This window comes from Helcococcus massiliensis (assembly GCF_900258485.1).
Lineage (GTDB): Bacteria > Bacillota > Clostridia > Tissierellales > Peptoniphilaceae > Helcococcus > Helcococcus massiliensis.
The window spans coordinates 279802-297359 of sequence record NZ_OGVE01000001.1; the positions used below are offsets into that span (position 1 = coordinate 279802).

Annotated in this window: 18 protein-coding genes; 5 read left to right on the top strand and 13 right to left on the bottom strand. The window is 29.7% G+C overall.

From position 1 onward, the window contains the following. Positions 1-152 precede the first annotated feature (152 nt). The 5 genes from lgt to hflX are packed head-to-tail and all read right to left on the bottom strand — an operon-like array spanning position 153 to position 4247. Positions 153-902, bottom strand: coding sequence for a prolipoprotein diacylglyceryl transferase (gene lgt / locus C4Q29_RS01305; RefSeq protein WP_103981020.1), 750 nt, complete (start codon positions 900-902; stop codon positions 153-155). After that, positions 895-1608: a TIGR01906 family membrane protein gene (locus C4Q29_RS01310; RefSeq protein WP_159459181.1), complete on the bottom strand. Its 714-nt coding sequence runs from the start codon at positions 1606-1608 to the stop codon at positions 895-897. The genes lgt and C4Q29_RS01310 overlap by 8 nt, the downstream gene beginning before the upstream one ends. Further along, entirely contained in the window at positions 1595-2326 is a 732-nt protein-coding gene (locus C4Q29_RS01315; protein WP_103981022.1) for a YebC/PmpR family DNA-binding transcriptional regulator, read from the bottom strand. Before C4Q29_RS01315 ends, C4Q29_RS01310 begins: the two co-directional genes overlap by 14 nt. After that, the gene (locus tag C4Q29_RS01320) at positions 2326-2988 is read right to left on the bottom strand and encodes a YigZ family protein (protein ID WP_234994002.1); all 663 of its coding nucleotides are present in this window, start codon (positions 2986-2988) and stop codon (positions 2326-2328) included. The genes C4Q29_RS01315 and C4Q29_RS01320 overlap by 1 nt, the downstream gene beginning before the upstream one ends. Then, positions 2985-4247 carry a GTPase HflX gene (hflX, locus tag C4Q29_RS01325; RefSeq protein WP_159459182.1) on the bottom strand — a complete coding sequence of 421 codons (1263 nt, stop codon included), beginning with the start codon at positions 4245-4247 and terminating at the stop codon, positions 2985-2987. The genes C4Q29_RS01320 and hflX overlap by 4 nt, the downstream gene beginning before the upstream one ends. 133 nt (positions 4248-4380) lie before the next feature. Here hflX and C4Q29_RS01330 point away from each other — a divergent pair, with 133 nt between their 5' ends. The 4 genes from C4Q29_RS01330 to C4Q29_RS01345 are packed head-to-tail and all read left to right on the top strand — an operon-like array spanning position 4381 to position 9858. Further along, the gene (locus C4Q29_RS01330) at positions 4381-7428 is read left to right on the top strand and encodes a transglycosylase domain-containing protein (protein WP_103981025.1); all 3048 of its coding nucleotides are present in this window, start codon (positions 4381-4383) and stop codon (positions 7426-7428) included. 58 nt (positions 7429-7486) lie between these two features. Continuing rightward, positions 7487-8182, top strand: coding sequence for a response regulator transcription factor (locus C4Q29_RS01335; protein WP_103981026.1), 696 nt, complete (start codon positions 7487-7489; stop codon positions 8180-8182). Then, positions 8166-9500, top strand: coding sequence for a sensor histidine kinase (locus tag C4Q29_RS01340; protein WP_103981027.1), 1335 nt, complete (start codon positions 8166-8168; stop codon positions 9498-9500). Before C4Q29_RS01335 ends, C4Q29_RS01340 begins: the two co-directional genes overlap by 17 nt. A gap of 31 nt (positions 9501-9531) precedes the next feature. Then, positions 9532-9858, top strand: coding sequence for a putative quinol monooxygenase (locus tag C4Q29_RS01345; protein WP_103981028.1), 327 nt, complete (start codon positions 9532-9534; stop codon positions 9856-9858). A 51-nt stretch (positions 9859-9909) separates the two neighbouring features. On the opposite strand, the gene C4Q29_RS01350 is transcribed toward C4Q29_RS01345, so the two are convergent. Genes C4Q29_RS01350 through C4Q29_RS01385 form a run of 8 tightly spaced genes read right to left on the bottom strand, consistent with a single transcriptional unit; the run spans position 9910 to position 16956 of the window. Further along, positions 9910-11259 carry an MATE family efflux transporter gene (locus C4Q29_RS01350; protein WP_103981029.1) on the bottom strand — a complete coding sequence of 450 codons (1350 nt, stop codon included), beginning with the start codon at positions 11257-11259 and terminating at the stop codon, positions 9910-9912. After that, the gene (locus tag C4Q29_RS01355; protein ID WP_103981030.1) at positions 11256-12044 is read right to left on the bottom strand and encodes a type III pantothenate kinase; all 789 of its coding nucleotides are present in this window, start codon (positions 12042-12044) and stop codon (positions 11256-11258) included. Before C4Q29_RS01355 ends, C4Q29_RS01350 begins: the two co-directional genes overlap by 4 nt. Position 12045: 1 nt before the next feature. Further along, positions 12046-12621 (bottom strand): ECF transporter S component, encoded by a 576-nt coding sequence (locus C4Q29_RS01360; protein ID WP_103981031.1) that lies wholly within the window; start codon positions 12619-12621, stop codon positions 12046-12048. A gap of 46 nt (positions 12622-12667) precedes the next feature. Then, a complete protein-coding gene (locus C4Q29_RS01365; protein ID WP_103981032.1) occupies positions 12668-13162 on the bottom strand; it encodes a DUF986 family protein in 495 nt (164 codons plus the stop codon). A gap of 1 nt (position 13163) precedes the next feature. After that, on the bottom strand, positions 13164-15014 hold the full coding sequence (gene ftsH / locus C4Q29_RS01370; protein ID WP_103981033.1) for an ATP-dependent zinc metalloprotease FtsH: 1851 nt from the start codon (positions 15012-15014) through the stop codon (positions 13164-13166). Beyond that, positions 15007-16296: a tRNA lysidine(34) synthetase TilS gene (tilS, locus tag C4Q29_RS01375; RefSeq protein WP_103981034.1), complete on the bottom strand. Its 1290-nt coding sequence runs from the start codon at positions 16294-16296 to the stop codon at positions 15007-15009. Before tilS ends, ftsH begins: the two co-directional genes overlap by 8 nt. A gap of 14 nt (positions 16297-16310) precedes the next feature. Then, positions 16311-16709 carry an FtsB family cell division protein gene (locus tag C4Q29_RS01380; RefSeq protein ID WP_103981035.1) on the bottom strand — a complete coding sequence of 133 codons (399 nt, stop codon included), beginning with the start codon at positions 16707-16709 and terminating at the stop codon, positions 16311-16313. A gap of 1 nt (position 16710) precedes the next feature. After that, the gene (locus C4Q29_RS01385; protein WP_103981036.1) at positions 16711-16956 is read right to left on the bottom strand and encodes an RNA-binding S4 domain-containing protein; all 246 of its coding nucleotides are present in this window, start codon (positions 16954-16956) and stop codon (positions 16711-16713) included. A 118-nt stretch (positions 16957-17074) separates the two neighbouring features. Here C4Q29_RS01385 and C4Q29_RS01390 point away from each other — a divergent pair, with 118 nt between their 5' ends. After that, entirely contained in the window at positions 17075-17542 is a 468-nt protein-coding gene (locus tag C4Q29_RS01390) for a PTS sugar transporter subunit IIA (RefSeq protein WP_103981037.1), read from the top strand. Positions 17543-17558: the final 16 nt, after the last annotated feature.

Genomic DNA, 17558 nt, shown 5'->3' on the forward strand with positions numbered 1-17558 from the left:
TCAATATCTAAACAAAATTTTTATAGGATTTTAAAAACAAAAAAAAGTATTTACATTTTTTATGTAAATACTTTCATAATTTTTAGCTTATTTAGTGCTTTACGCAATATAAGCTGCTATATTTTGTATTATTAATTTTTTGTAATATTCCTCTAAGCTTTTTTCTTTTTTGAATTCATATAAACCAACAAAACTATTCCCAAAAGTATAAATACTATTGATATTAATTGAGCAACTCTTATAGGTCCCCAATATAGTGAATCCGTTCTCAGTCCCTCTACAAAGAATCTTATTATTCCATAGAATATTAGATATAAGGATGTTGTTGTCCCATCTTTAAGCTTTTTATTTCTATATAAATACCATAAGACCATTGATAATATAAAATTAGATAAGGATTCGTAAAAGAATGTTGGATGGTATGACTTACCATCTATGATTACAGCCCACGGTAAGTTTGTTTCATAACCATAAGCCTCATTATTTATAAAGTTTCCCCACCTACCTATCGCTTGAGCTAGTGGTAAAAATATAAAAATAAGATCTGCTAATTTAATAAAATTTAATTTCTTTCTTTTAGAAAATATGTATCCACTGATTACACCTGCTATAATACCACCTTGTATAGCAAGACCACCATCTCTCACATTTATCATTTCTAAAATAGAATCATACCTATCAAATTCAAATATTACATACCATAACCTAGCACCAATTATCGCTGCTGGTATCACCCATAGGGACAGGTCATAAATTAAATCAGGATCTTGTTCTTGTTTTTTTAATTCATTAGCTATCAAAGCAATTGCTAGCACCATACCTGATACTATAAGTAAACCATACCAATATACATCGATACCAAATAAAGAAAATGCAATTCTACTTCCGTTATATTCAAACATTTCGTCTCCTTTTAGCTAAATATGATAAGCCCATTAATATAATTATTATTATAGCAAGTTTTGAAATAAAGGAAAAAGCGATTCTACTTGCCATCTTCATAAAGTAATCTTCTGGTAACATTCTTATCATAATATCTGTTTCGGGATTTAATACCCATAAATCATTATCAAAAAACAATTCGTGAAATTTTATAAAATATTTACTAAAGTCACTAGCTATAAAAATTGCTAAAATTAGCATTGCTCCAATAAGAACAAGAATATAATTTTTGACTAATTTTGTTTTTTCACTAAATATATTTAAGTCTTTTTCAGTTAATGTCTTTGACTTTTCTTTATACAATATTATAATAAAATTCATTAAAATAAAAAGATAAAATACTAGCATACTTGCTTTATTTATTTGTTTATTTAAGTTAAACAATTGATGAACATCTTTCATATGTAAAACTTCTCTATTATTAAAATTATCTTTTATTAAAGTTTCATCACCAGTATCTATATAATCAATCAAAGAATCATAGAGATTAAATATTTGCTTATCATCTAGATTTACTTGCTTGCCTAATTCATTTTTTACTACATAATCTTTATAATATTTTTTATCATTAGAAATTTGTTGTATAGCAGATGTTAAGCAATAAAGAATCACTATAATAGACAAAGCTATACAAATAATATTCAGTTTTTTATTAGTCTTCATCATTTTCCCAATTGTGATATACATTTTGTACATCATCGTTGTCTTCTAAAGTTTCAATTAAATTATCTAAAAGTCTTTTCTTTTCTGGATCATTTACAAGATTTGTCATCTTAGGCAAGTACATGATTTGAGAGTTTTCTATTTCGTAACCTTTACTTTTAATAACTTGCTTGGCTTGATGGAAATCTTCTACACTAGTAAATATTTCAGAAATACCATCCTCTTCCACTACATCATTAGCATTGGCCTCTAAAGCTAACTCCATAAGTTCTTCTTGATTGTGGTTTTCTCCTCCTAGTTGGATTACACCCAGCCTATCAAACATAAAAACAACGGACCCATCGGTACCTAAATTTCCTTCATGCTTGTCAAAAGCATGTCTTATTTCTGGAGCAGTTCTATTTCTATTATCAGTCAATCCTTCAACTATAATAGCTATCCCTTCAGGGCCATAACCTTCATATAAAACATGTTCAAAATTAGCAGAATCAAGATTTTGACTAGCAGCCTTAATTGCTCTCTCTATATTTTTATTTGGCATATTTATCGCTTTTGCATCTTCTATTGCTGATTGTAAGGCAGCATTGTATTCTGGATTCTCCCCACCTTCTTTTACTGCTACAGTAATCTGTCTACCTACTTTAGTAAACATTTTTCCTTTCTTTACATCAGCAACACCTTTTTTATTTTTTATTTTACTCCATTTATTATGTCCAGCCATTACTCTATTATCTCTCCTTTTCTTACTTGTAATAAAATTGTATCTTCAATATCTATTTCCATATTCGCACTAGTCATATCTAGTAAATCGTTCTTAAATTTTTCATATTCCCTTACACTAATATACATAGTATTTTCTACTTTTTCTAGGTAGTCCCTATTTTTAAGGTAAAAATTATTTTCAGATATATAATTATCTATTTTTCCTAAAAAAGTATAGTCAAATATAAATTTTACTTTATAATAATTTTTTAGATCAACTATCTCAGCTAATTGTAATACTTCGGAAACAGCTCCACCATAAGCTCTAATAAGACCTGAAGCACCAAGTTTTTTCCCACCGAAATATCTAGTCACTACTACTGCTATATCAGTGAGGCCTTCTTTTTTTAAGACCTCTAGCATGGGTATACCTGCTGTACCTTGAGGTTCGCCATCATCATTGTATCTTTGAATCATTTGTCTTGGGCCATTTATATAGGCAGTGCAATTATGAGTAGCTTCCCTGTGCATCTTATTTATTTCTTCGATAAAAGCTAGAGATTCCTCTTCATTATTACATCTTTTAATATTAGCTATAAATCTAGATTTTTTAATTTCAATTTCATGAATACTATGACCTAAAATAGTAGTATACTCATCTTTAAGTTTTTCTTTCATCATTTATCCTTAATTATTTCTTTATATAGGCTTAAGTCCCTCTTATTAATATAGATATATGTTTCTATACCATCTTCAAGGTAGATTTGTTTCTCTCTAATTTTATCAGGTATTAGACTTATTAAATCATCATATCTGCTATAGGGAATCAATACTTTATAATAATCATAGTCAGCATATAAAATATTCTTTATTTTATCCAATAAAGATTCAATATCTTTTTCATCTAAGGCCGACATATAGATTTCATTTTCATAGTTATTATAATCAACAAAATCTTTTACTAGGTCCATCTTGTTAAAAACATAAAGTATATTTTTATCTTCTATTTTCATTTCTTTCAAAACATCTTTAGTTGCTTGGATTTGATTTTCATATTGGTCATTAGATGAATCAATAACTAAAATTAGTAAGTCTGAATCCTTTATTTCTTCTAAAGTAGACTTAAAAGATTCTACCAATTTTGTCGGCAAATCACTAATAAATCCAACAGTATCACTTACAATCATCTCTTTATCATTATCTAGTTTTATGGTCCTAGATGCTATATCTAGAGTAGCAAATAGTAAGTCATCAGAATAAACATTTTTTTCATTTTTTTCATTTTTAGCTAATAATTTATTAAGTATAGTAGACTTCCCTGAATTAGAATACCCTATCAAAGATACACTTGCTAGATTTGCATTAGACCTCTTTTTTCTTTTCGTATCTCTTTTTAACTTTTCATTTTTAAGTTTATGTTTGATAGAAGTTATTTCTGCTTGTATAGACCTTCTATCGATTTCAAGTTTTTGCTCTCCAGGTCCCCTAGTTCCTATACCAGCACCTTCTCTAGAAAGATAATTTCTAAATCCTACAAGCTTTGGTAACCTGTATTCTAATTGGGCTAATTTTACTTGCAACTTACCTTCTTTTGTTTTAGCTCTTCTAGCAAATATATCTAGGATTAAACCAGTCCTATCAACTATTTTTCTATCTATAGTATCTTCAAGATTTTTCATTTGACTACCTGATAAATCATGGTTGAAAATCACCGTATCAATATCATGGTTTTCACAAATTGTTTTAATCTCTTCAGCTTTTCCTTTACCAATGAAATATTTTGGATTTATATTATTCGCATTCTGAACTACTGTAAATTCAACTTGAGCATTTGAAGCCTTAATCAGTTCTTTAAGTTCATCTGTTTTATATTCGATTTGTGATTCGCTATATTTATTATCTACATTTAATAATACAATCAAAACTTTTTCTTTAATCATTTTTACCTCTATATTCATTATAACAAATGTCAACTTGCCTGTATAATCCTAAATCCCTAATATTTAATTTGCTATTTATCTATGGTATAATAGCATATATTATAAATATTATAATTGTAAATAAGGAGAAAAAATGACAAAACAATCAGATAATAGGATTTTTGGGTTATTCAAGTTAGTCTTGCAAATAATCTTAATATTCCTACTAGTAGCAAGTATTGTAGCCGTAGTAGTTGGCGCTATGCTTGGGATATCAATGATTAAAGTTGCTGAAAATGCTCCAAAAATAGAACCAAAAAAAATTATGTTGACCTTGGATGAGAATTCCAAAATTTATGATAAAGATGGTAACATGATTGAGTCTATTGCTTATGGTGCAGATGGGCAATATAGAGAACTTATTAAATATGAAGATATACCTCAACATTTAATCGATGCCTTTATATCTATTGAGGATGAAAGATTTTTAGAACACAATGGTATAGATATAAATAGTATAGGTAGATCACTTGTACAAAATATAAGTTCTGGAGGAATTGTTCAAGGTGGTTCAACCATCACCCAACAATTAGTTAAAAATGTTTATTTAACAAATGATGTTAAATGGGAAAGAAAAATAACTGAAATGTATCTAGCTCTTAAAGTAGAATCAGAGCTTACAAAAGAAGAAATCTTAGAAGCTTATATAAACAAAGTATTTTTAGGGCAACATTCATATGGTGTTGAAGCCGCTGCTGAAACTTACTTTTCTAAATCTGTAAAAGATTTAAATCTTGCCCAACAAGCTACTTTAGCTTCGCTTGTACAAGCTCCTGCTAAGTTTGCTTTGTTTTTAGCCTATCCACCTGCAACTGTTCCTGAAAATGCCAATGTTATTGGAGATTACAAGGTTTCAGGATACACATATAAGGCAGTGTCTAATGATAAGGTGCTTGCAAGAAAAGATACTACCCTAGCAAAGATGCTAGAATTAGGTAAAATCAGTCAAGAAGAATATGATGAAGCTAAAGCTTTTGATTTAATTGCAAGTATACAACCAGCAAGTAAACTTACAAAAGACTATTCTTCTCATATAGCAGGCTTGATAAAAAAACAAGCCATTCGCCAAATTATGAAGACACAAGATATGTCATATGAAGATGCAAATAATCTCTTCTATACTGGTGGTCTAAAAATTACTACAACTATAGATTGGAAAGTACAAGAACAACTTGAAGAAACATACAAAAACTTTGCCAATATATTCAAAAATAAAACATCTGGAGGTAGACCCCTACTTAGCAGACTTTCTTATGATTCAAGTGGTGACATAGTTGCTAATGGTCAAAAGATTTTAGTTAAAAAATCAAATATTTTAAATGAAGAAAACCAGGTTATCCTTCCAAAATCAGCATATAGTATAGCTGATAATGGAGACCTAACAATTAATTCACCAAGGGTTCAATTAAGAGGTAGATATATAAGCTTTATACCTTTCTTTGGCGTTAATGACCAAAGAGAATTAGTTAGCTACAGAATTGGGTCTATAGAAATGCCAGAAGATAATGTTGTAAAAAATAACAATGGTGGATTTACAATAAAGAAAGAATATTTCAACCAAGCAGATAATAAGTTCTACGAAGAATATGACAGCGGAATCATTTTAAATCCTGACTTATATACCGTAGAAACAGTGGGTACTGTTCAACCTCAATCATCTACAGTTATATTAGATTCAAAAACAGCTGAAGTTGTTGCTATGGTATCAAGAAGAGGTGATAGTCCTGATGACACTATCGATAGAGCAACTAATTATAATAGAAACCCAGCTTCTTCAATTAAGCCTATAGCTGTTTATGCACCTGCTTTAGAAGAAGGACGTACATTAGCAGATCCTGTCGACGATACCCCTCATTCTATGCTAGGTGGCAGACCATGGCCAAGAAACGTATACAACCATTACAAGGGTATTCAAACTACTAGAAAAGCTCTACTTGAATCTCAAAACGCAAGTACTGTAAAGATATTTGAACAAATGAACATGGATACAGTTAAATCTTATTTAACTAAGTTTGGTATTATTGACCCAGACAATCCAGAAAATGATAACTTCGTAACCAAAGAAGAAAACCCAAATTCAAATGATGAAAACTTAGCAACAGCCTTAGGTGGTTTGACAAAAGGATTGACCACAATGGATATGGCTTCAGCATTCCAAACATTTGCTAATAAAGGAGAAAGAATAGAATCTTCCATTATTTCTAAAATTAGTTCTGATTCTTTAGGTGATATTTATGTAAATGAGCATAAACCAATAAGAGTAATATCTGAAGAAAACAACTTTTTAATTAGTGATGTAATGCACCAAATAGCCAACCAAAATTGGGTTCTAAATGAAATGAATAAAAAAGGTATGTGGACAGCTGGTAAAACTGGTACAAGTGATGATCAAGCAGACTTATGGTTTGTAGGATATAATAACTACTATACAGCTGCAAGTTGGATGGGATTTGACAATCAAAATCTAACACTTAATTCAGATTCATCCGCTGCTGCAAGACTATACTATTCTTACATGGATAAAATAGTAAACGACTTGGAAAATGTTCCATACAAAAAACCTGATACTATAGAAGAAGCTAAGGTATCAGCAGTTGATGGGTTATTACCTAGTGATTTAACAAGTAAAGACCCAAGAGGAAGTCAAGTTATCACAGAATACTTTGCTCCCGGTACTGTTCCTACAGAAAAATCTAAGGCCCATATACTTGTTTCTGTAGACATAAGGAATAATCTATTGGCTCCTGAAGGATTACCAAGTAACTTAGTAGCTCAAAGGGTATTCGTAAAAAGACCTATACCTTATAATCCAGCCAAATTTAATGGTGTTGTTCCTACAGATTGGAAGTATCAAGCTCCAACTAAGGTTTCCGATTTACGTGCAACTTCAACATCTGAAACTGAAACACAAGAAGATGGTACTATAATTAAAACTACAACTAGACCTGATGGTACAGTTATAGAAGAAATAATTAGCCCAGATGGTACAATTACAAGAACTATAACTGATCCTGATGGAAACACAAGTACAAGTATTGAAAGGCCAAATCCAGAAACACCAGAGGATGATGACCAAAGAGAAGATAATCCTGAAATAGATGACGATTCTGATGAGGATGATGATGAACAAAACGCTGCCTAAGGCAGTAGAATATTACAAGAAAAGCCCTTGAAAAAGGGCTTTTCTTATAGGAGGAAATATGAGTAAGCACATTTTAATCGTTGAAGATGAACATGGCATAGCTAATATGGAAAAAATCTACCTAGAAAAAGCTGGATTTAAAACAAGTCTTGCTAATGATGGAAATGAAGCCATAAATTTATTTTATAATAATAATTTCGACCTAGTAGTCCTTGACTTAATGATACCAAAATTATCAGGAGAACAAGTACTTTCTATAATTAGAGAAAACTCAAATATTCCCATAATTATTGTTACCGCTAAGGTAAATGAAAATGACATAATCGAAGGATTTAAATCAGGAGCTGATGACTATCTAAAAAAACCATTCTCGGGAAATGAATTAGTAGAAAGAGTAAAAGCTATATTAAGAAGAGTAAATCCAAATGAAGATTTTATTAAATCCAGAGATGGCAGACTAATTGTAGACCTTTCCAATAGTAGAGTATTAAAAGATGATAAAGAAATATCTTTGACTAAGAATGAACTCTCTATAATTGAAACCTTATATGCTAACCCCCATAAAACATTTACTAGAAATGAGATAATAGAAATATCTTTTGGATTTGATTATGAAGCCTTTGACAGAGCAGTTGATACTCATATTAAAAACATAAGACAAAAGATTGAGGATAATCCAAAAACTCCTAAGTATATAAGAACTACCTATGGTCTTGGATATAAAGCAGGTGAAATAGATGAAACTCAGTTCTAAACTAAATAGAGGTATAATTGTTTTATTAGTACTTCTAATACTTGCATCTCTATTCACTTCCCTATATGTATTAAAAAATTCATTTGGAACTTTTATAAAGATTGAACGTGACAAATCATTTGAGCAAATAAGTTCTGATTTGAAACGTATGGCGCAAAGTGAACCAGGATTAAATCCATTAATTTTAGAAAATTATGCTCAAAACGAAAAATTACTAATTGAATTATATACCAATAACAACCAACTAGTAAGTAGATATGATGGTATAGGAAATTTAGAAAAATATAGTAAAAAAGATTTACTTGAAATTAAAATAGATTTATTAGACCAATTTGGTTCAGCTATTGGATATCTAAAAATTAATTATATAGCTGATATATTCTCTTACGATGAAAGTATATCGAACTTCCAAAAAGAAATTGTAAGAAATCATACCCTGATATTTATTATTTCCTTATTATTAGGATCTATATTTGTTTTATTGTATAGCAAAACAATTACAGATCCAATTACTGATATTAAAAGAAAAACAAGAGAATTAAGAAAGGGAAACTTTAATTTAAAAGAAACAAATTATAATGTATTTGAACTAGATGAACTATCTGCAGATATTAATTTTTTAGCTAAAACATTAAATCAGCAAGAAAAGAGAAGGATAGATTATGCTCATGATATAGCTCATGAATTAAGGACTCCTATCACAAATTTACTTTTACATCTAGAAGGAATAAAAGACCAGGTTATAGAGGCAGATGAACAAACTATCAATACCCTACTTACAGAAACTCAAAGATTAAGTATGATGATTGACAAATTAGAAGACTCTTTCAATCAAAACAATGACTCAGAAGAAATTAAGCTAGAGAATATCGAGTTAGAATCACTTATTGAAGATATAACTAATAGCTTTATACCACTTCTGAAAGAAAAAAATATTAATTTCACTCAAGTACTAACTTCTAAATCTTATATAGAAACTGACCCTACAAAATTAAAGCAAATATTAAGTAATTTAATCTCTAATGCAATTAAGGCAGTTGAATATGGTGGTGATATAACCATCAGTCACGATAAACTTATAAATAGAGATATTATAATGATAAGAGACAATGGTGTAGGAATGGACCAAGAATCACTTAGTCATATATTTGATAGGTTTTATAGGGTTGATAGTGCTAGAAATAGAGAGGTTGGAGGCCATGGCCTTGGACTTGCAATAACAAAATCCTACGCAGATTTATTAGGATATAATATAGGAGTAAATTCTGAACCAGCTAAGGGTAGTGAATTTATTCTAACTATTCCCAATAAAAAGTAAAATCAATTAATACTATTTTAGGAGGGTAATTATGAGCTTATTAATACACATTAGATATATAGGTGAGAAAGATAATGCAAGTAATTTTGCTAAAGAAATGTTAGATAATAATATAGTCAATAAAATTAGAAATCAAAAAGGAAATATACAATATGATTATTATATTCCTTTTGAAGATGATGGATCTATATTATTAATTGATAGGTGGGAAAATCAAGAAGCTTTGGATATCCATCATAAATCATCAATGATGGAAGAAATAATTGGGCTTCGCGAAAAATATGATTTACGAATGGTCGTTGAGAGATTTGAAAGCACAGAGGATAACCCTGATGATATTAAATATATAAGAGAATAAAATAAGATAAAGGTCATATAAACAATTTTACTTTGCTTATATGACCTTTTTTTAATGTCTAATTTCTTTATATGTTTTGCTTAAATAGATTCCCGAGAAAAGACCTTTGAGTATAGATGATATGGTCATAGCCATCCATATCCCCTGGTAAGCAAATATAGGCATCAAAGCTAAGGCCATTGGAATTCTTAAAACATTAAATATCATTGAGATAAAGGCTGGTATCTTTGTTTGTCCCAAGCCATTAAAAACACCACCAGCACCAATTTCTATGGCTGAAAATAATTGTGACATACCTAATATATATAAGTATTTTGCACCATATTCTAATGTTTCCGGATCATCAGGTATAAACACTTTGAATAAAGGATACCTAAAAATTATAAGAACTAAACTACCAAAAGCTCCTATGGCTAAAATAGCTGCCATTGACTTTCTTATAATTTCCTTCAATCTATCATAAAGTTTTGCTCCATAGTTTTGGCCTACAAATGATGTAATTCCACCTTGGAAACCTTCAGCTGTCATCCATGTGATAGATTCCAGCATAGACCCTACTGTAAAAGCAGCAACAGGTCCCGTACCATATGTTGTCATATATCTTGTAAGTTGTAGAGAAATTGCTGCATGTGTAGCACTCATAAGTCCAGCAGGCAAGCCTTTTTTGAATTTTTTAACCATATCTGAAAGACTTGCTATTCCTTTAATAAAGGCATAATACATTTCATTTTTTGCTCTAATTATTGAAAATATAAATAATAATAAAACTATAAATTGCGATAATATTGAAGCCCAGGCTGCTCCTGCAGCACCCATAGCTGGAATAGGTCCAAAGCCAAATATCATTATCGGATCCAATACTATATTAAAAACTAGACCTGTAACATTAGCAAAAAGTGGATATACACTATTTCCCAAAGCATAATAAATATTTGATATCAATGTATTCAATCCGCTTATTATAAATCCATATGAAAATATCTTAAGATATATTACAGCTAATTCCTTAACATGATTTTCTAGTGAATATAAGTTCATAAAGTTTTCAGCAAAAACATTAACGAAACATGTGTATAAACCTAATATTAGCGCCATTAATATAGCTCCATTTTTAATAGAATTATTCATTCTATTAACTTTTTTGGATCCATATTCTTGGGCTACATATACACTTGTTCCTACTCTAGCGATATTCATAAGAGCTGCGGAAAACCAAATAAAAAAATGAGCAGCCCCAGTAGCTGCGACTGCATCAGTACCTAGTCTTCCCAACCAAGCTGTATCCGTCATATTATATGCCATATTTATGAAAGAAGTAAGCATCAGTGGAGCGCTAAGTAAGAGTAAATTTTTTAAGATATTTCCTTCTAGTAAATTTAAACCTGTTAATCTTTTTTTCATTTTTTATTACTTTCTATTGTTCTTTTATATATTAAATTCATACCTTGTAAAGTTATGTCTTCATCAGTACTTGTAATGTATTTAGACTCATCTGCAATTATCTTTGAATAACCACCAGTTGATATAATCGTTGTTTCATTCGCCTTATAATCCAATTCCTTTAGGATACTATCTATTATATTATCTACAAGACCAACATAACCTGTAAACATTCCGGATTTTATTGCATCTACTGTATTTTTACCAACTACATTTTTAGGTTTTTCAAATTCAACTTTTGGTAATTTTGAAGCTTTTTCAAACAATGAATTTGATGCTATTACAACACCTGGTGCTATTACACCACCTAGGTATTCACCTTTTTCACTTACAACATCAAAGGTGATAGCTGTACCCATGTCTATCAAAATTGCTGGTAATTTATATCCATGAGCCATAGCAACGGAATTTGCTATCCTATCAGCTCCTACTTCCTTAGGATTTTCATACTTAATAGGCATACCTGTCTTAGTATTTTCCCCTATTACAATAGCTTCCTTGTTGAAATACTTTTTACACATGTTCTTAAATGTGTTTTCTAAATTTGGTACAACAGAACCTATTACTATATCCTCTATTTGTTCCATATCAATATTTTCATGATCCAGTAGAGATTTTAACTGCAAGCCATACTCATCTAAGGTTTTTGTTTGTCTAGTTTCTAATCTCCATGAATTTATTTTTTTATCATTTTCATAAATACCAAGAACTACATTTGTATTTCCTATGTCTATTAATAAAATCATTTTATCCTCTTTTATCTAATTTAATTAATGCCTTTGAAATAGGACTAGCGATTACAATTGACACTAACATTTCAACAAGCCCATTTGTTAACGCAGTATATCCTATCACTAGAGCTGCTGATTGACCAAGTTTTCCTATAGCTTCTAAATATGCTTGACCATATAATATATATATTAAAGATAATACTCCTATAGTGTTAGTCAAGGATCCTACAGCTGCAGGAATAGCCATTTTTATATAATCATTCATATTTTTTCTTCTTAAATATAAGGCTAAATATCCTGTAACCACACCTATTAAAATCCTAGGTAGGACAGATATTATTGGATTTATAAAAATAAAGCTAGTTATAGTAGGTCTTAAAATTTTATCCAATATCGATGCTACTCCAAATATAGCTCCTAGTATTCCTCCCAATTTAGGCCCTTTTACTATAGCCAATATTATTACAGGTATGTGAACTATGGTTGCCTTTATCAATCCTATAGGTATAAATCCTAATCCCGGAACTACTAGCATTATAATTATTACAGCAGTCATTATTCCTAACAAAGTGATATCTTTAGTATTTTTCATTTATTCCTCCGATCTAGTCCTCTTTGAGGTACCAGTCATATTATTTTTATTTGTTTAATTTATATTTTCTAAATAATCCTTGTACTTCTTCTTTTTGACTAGGATCCAATTTTAGGTATCCTGTCTTTTCTTCAAAACCAGACTTGTAATTTACAACGAGTTCACCGCTTTCTTCAAAAGTCCATTTTTTAACATTTTTCCAATTGATCCATTCTGAATTTGCAACGAAACCATTTTCCGCAAATACATATGGACTTGTACTTTCAATAAATACAGCTGCTAATAAGGATAGCATAACTATACCATTTATTATCAGCCCTTGAGACATAGATACTACAGCAAAACCAAAAACTAAACCTATTAAAATCTTCATAGGCATAGACATAGTTTTTCTCAATTTAATAGCATTTCCTTCAGCATTTTTTGCTGCTTTCTTACTTTTAAAAGTCTTATATAAAAAGTAAAACACCAAGCCTGCATACATAATTATAACCATTATATTTGTGCCGTTATTAGTGGTTTGAGTTTTATTTAAATACATATTAGATCTCCTCTATTTCTGAACTTATATTTTCCTTTACTGAATATTTCTTTGCGATTTCATCATACTCAGCTTTTCTAATAGTTTCTTGCTTTAATAGTAATTGAGCCAACTCTTCTAAGAAATCTTTGTGATTGCTTAAAATTTCCTTAGCCCTATCATATGAATCTTTGATAATTGAAGTTACTTCACTATCTATAAGAACTGCAGTTTGTTCTGAGTAATGATCGCCACTTGAGTACTCATTACCTCCTAAAAACATATTTCCAGATCCATCGTTATATAATATTGGTCCTAATTTATCTGAAAAACCATATGTTTTTACCATAGATCTAGCTATTTGAGTAGCTCTTTCTATATCATTTGATGCACCAGTAGATATATCATCCAAAATAAGCTCTTCTGCAGCCCTACCACCTAATAAAGAAACTATTCTATTTTTCATTTCATTTCTAGTTCTAAAGCTCTTATCTTCTTCAGGTATATAAGCTGTAAAACCACCAGCATTACCTCTAGGTACTATAGTTATAATATGAACTGGATCTAGTTCTGGTAAAAACTCCGCAGTTACAGCATGACCCGCTTCATGGTAGGCTGTTAACTTTCTTTCTCTTTCTATCACTGCTGCAGATTTCTTTTCAGGACCAGCCATTACCTTTATAGCAGCTTCTTCAATTAAATCTGAAGTAATATTTTCTTTTCTATATCTAGCTGCTAATAAAGCAGCTTCATTAGTTAAGTTTTCTAATTCAGCAGGTGAAAATCCAGATGTAGCCTTAGCTATATTAGCTAAATTAACATCACTTGCTAGCTTTTTATTCCTTGTATGAACTTGTAATATTTCTTCTCTTTCTCTAACATCAGGCATACCTATTTGTATAGTTCTATCAAATCTACCCGGCCTCAATAAGGCAGGGTCTAAAATATCAGGTCTATTTGTAGCCGCTATGATGATTATCCCCTCATTTTTTGAAAATCCATCCATTTCAACTAAAAGTTGGTTTAAGGTTTGTTCCCTTTCATCATGTCCACCACCTAGACCAGATCCTCTTTTTCTACCTACAGCATCTATTTCGTCTATAAAAATTATACAAGGTGCATTTTTCTTTGCTTCTGTAAACATATCCCTTACCCTTGAAGCACCTACACCAACATACATTTCTACAAAATCAGATCCTGAAATACTGTAAAATGGAACTTCTGCTTCACCAGCAACAGCCTTTGATAGATAAGTTTTACCTGTACCTGGTTGACCCATTAACAAGACACCTTTAGGAATTCTTGCTCCTTGATCAATATATTTTTTAGGATTTCTGAGGAAATCTACTAACTCGTACATTTCTTCTTTTTCTTCTTTTAAACCTGCTACATCCTTAAATTTAACATGGTTATTTTTATCTAAGTTCAATTTAGCTCTATTTTTAGCAAATTGTGAAGCTTGGTTACCAGCATTAGCAGATTTGGAAATTAGTATATAAAATAAAAATCCAACACCCACTAAAGTGATTAAAGATGGAATTATAGTACTTAAAGCCATACCATTTGATTCGGTTAAACCTGTATATTTTATTTGGCCCTTTTCAACCCTATCTTTTAGATAATTATCATAGAATGTGTCTTGAAACTCTCTTGGAAGATTAGACTTCACAAGGGTATCATTAGATAATTTCAATTTAACTTCTCTTCCCTTACTTGTAATCTCTTTTACTTCACCTTTTTCAATTTTACTTACAAGCTGGTCAACACTTATTTCTGTATAAGGAGAAAAATAATCTCCAAAAAATGAAAAAAGCATAAGCACTATTAATATGGGAAATAGGTATGATCCCATTCTAGGTGTGTTTTTATTCATTGTCTCTCCTTACATTTATATTTATATGATTGTTTTTTCTTTTGTAGATATCTCCTACTTGAACTATTTTATTATTTAATTCAATAACAGGTATAAAATCTCTTTCAAAAGCATCTACTTTTTTATCTATTAAAAAATCTTTTAATTTTCTTTCTTTAGCATTAATATAAAGTTTATCCCCATTTTTTCTTTTTCGTATTTTAACATTGATAAATTCATGATCATTTGATATTTTTTCTATATCAATTAAGTACGAATTAACGAGCAATTGATAATGGTCAAGTAATTCAATATTTATTTCATTAGCTAATTCATTAGCTTTGTCTATTCTTATGACTAGATTCTTAAAGCTTTTATAAAAAACTAGCCCATTAATAACTTTTATAGAGCTTGAATTGGAATCTATAATTTTTAAGATTTCATTATAATGATTTTTAGTAAAATTATAATTGCTTGATAAATCACTAATTTCACTTCTTATAATCTCTATTTTTTCATAATCGCTTATATTTTTTAATTCATTTATACTTAATTCAACCTTTAGCTCATCTTTAGAAACTAGGATTTTATTCTTTAATAAATCTAAGTATCTAGTTAAACTCTGATTTTGACTTTTGGCAAGGTCTGATAAGGATAAAATACTATCATAGATATTGTGATTGTATTCTTCTTTTATTAAAGGTATCAATTGATTACGTATTTTATTTCTTAGATAGATGTTTTCAAAATTAGTTAAATCTTGAACATAGTCAACACTATTTTTCTTAGCATATGATATGATTTCATCCTTACTCGTATTCAACAAAGGTCTAAATAAATTAGATTCAAAAATATCCATAGCTTCTAAACCATCAATACCAGTTCCCCTTATAATGCGCATTAGTATGGTTTCAACTTGGTCATCCAAATTATGGGCCAAGGCTAAGTAAAATTGCTCATCTTTACTATTCAATATTTCATTAAAAAAATTATGCCTTAAGATTCTACCAGCTTCTTCACTAGAAATTTTATTCTCCTTGGCATATCTATCCATATCACCTTCACTATAATGACATAAAATTCCTAATTCTTTAGCCTTATTTATAACAAATATGCTATCTTTGTCAGATTGTCCATTACGAGTTTTATGGTTAAAATGTGCTATCTCTATATTGATTTTATATTCTTGAGAAAGTTTATAAAAACAATCTAACATAACCATGGAATCAACTCCACCTGATACAGCTAATAATACATTTTTTATATTAAATTTTTCTAATAGATTTTTTATTTTTTGTATCATATCTAAATTTAAACTTAATTTTGATTATTTTCTTCTTGATTATTGTCTTCTTCGTGATTGTTGTTTGAATTTTCCGGATTTACATAGATTTTTTCATCTTTTTTTATCATTCCAAGTTCTTCTCTAGCTCTTTCTTCTATATACTCAAGTGAATTAGATTTTTTTATCTCTTCTTTTAATTGTTCAGTTTCAGCTTTAATCTTATTTTGTTCATCAATTAAAACAGCTTGCTCTTTCCTTAAACTACTTATAGTAAATCTTTGTTTAAGCAAAGAAAATACTAAAAACAAGAAGATAACTGTTGTCACAGTTAAAATCATATTTAATCTTTTTTGAGCCCTTTTTTTTCTTCTTATATTGTTTTTGGACCTCTGTACATTTCTTGTATTTCTATTGTTTCTATATTCTGGCATCTTATTCCTCTATAAGTTTAAACATGTTTTCTGCATTAGCCTTGTTTGTATTTTCTATTAACTCTAGTACTTTAACTTTTATTACTTTATCGCCAAAGCTAACTTCTACAATATCTCCAATATTAACTTCAGTCCCAGCTTTTGCTATTTGAGAGTTCACCTTAACCCTTCCTGATTCACAAGCAATTTTAGCGACTGTTCTTCTTTTTATAATCCTTGAATTTTTCAAATATTTATCTATTCTCATCCTTCCTCCATCTAAACATTATACCATAAGATTTTATTTTAAATTTATGAATCTTATTTTGTTTTACCTTGAAATATGTTAGAATAATACTAGAATATAGTTAAAAAATGGAGGCTTTATGAGTTTATTTAGTAAAAAAATAAAAATAGTTTCACCAATGACAGGAGAAGTTAAGGATATTACAGAATTAGAAGATATGACTTTTTCTCAAAAATTATTGGGAGATGGTGTAGGAATAGAACCTACTGATGGTTTAGTTGTTGCCCCTGCAGATGCAAGAGTTGAACAAATTTTCGAAACAAAACATGCTATCACACTTGATATTAAAGGATTAAAATTAATGATTCATATAGGTATGGATACAGTTAACCTAAAAGGTGAAGGTTTTGAATTATTTGCAAGAGAAGGTGACCATCTAAAACAAGGTGATAAAATTGTGAAGGCAGATTTAGACCTTATCAAAGAAAAAGGATATCCAACAGAAACAGCTATTGTTATCTTAGATTCTGATAATCTAAAAGATATAGCTAAAGATTTAGGACAAAAAGAAGCTGGAAAAGATTTAATATTAGAAATCAAAAAATAATAAGATAAAAACAAGT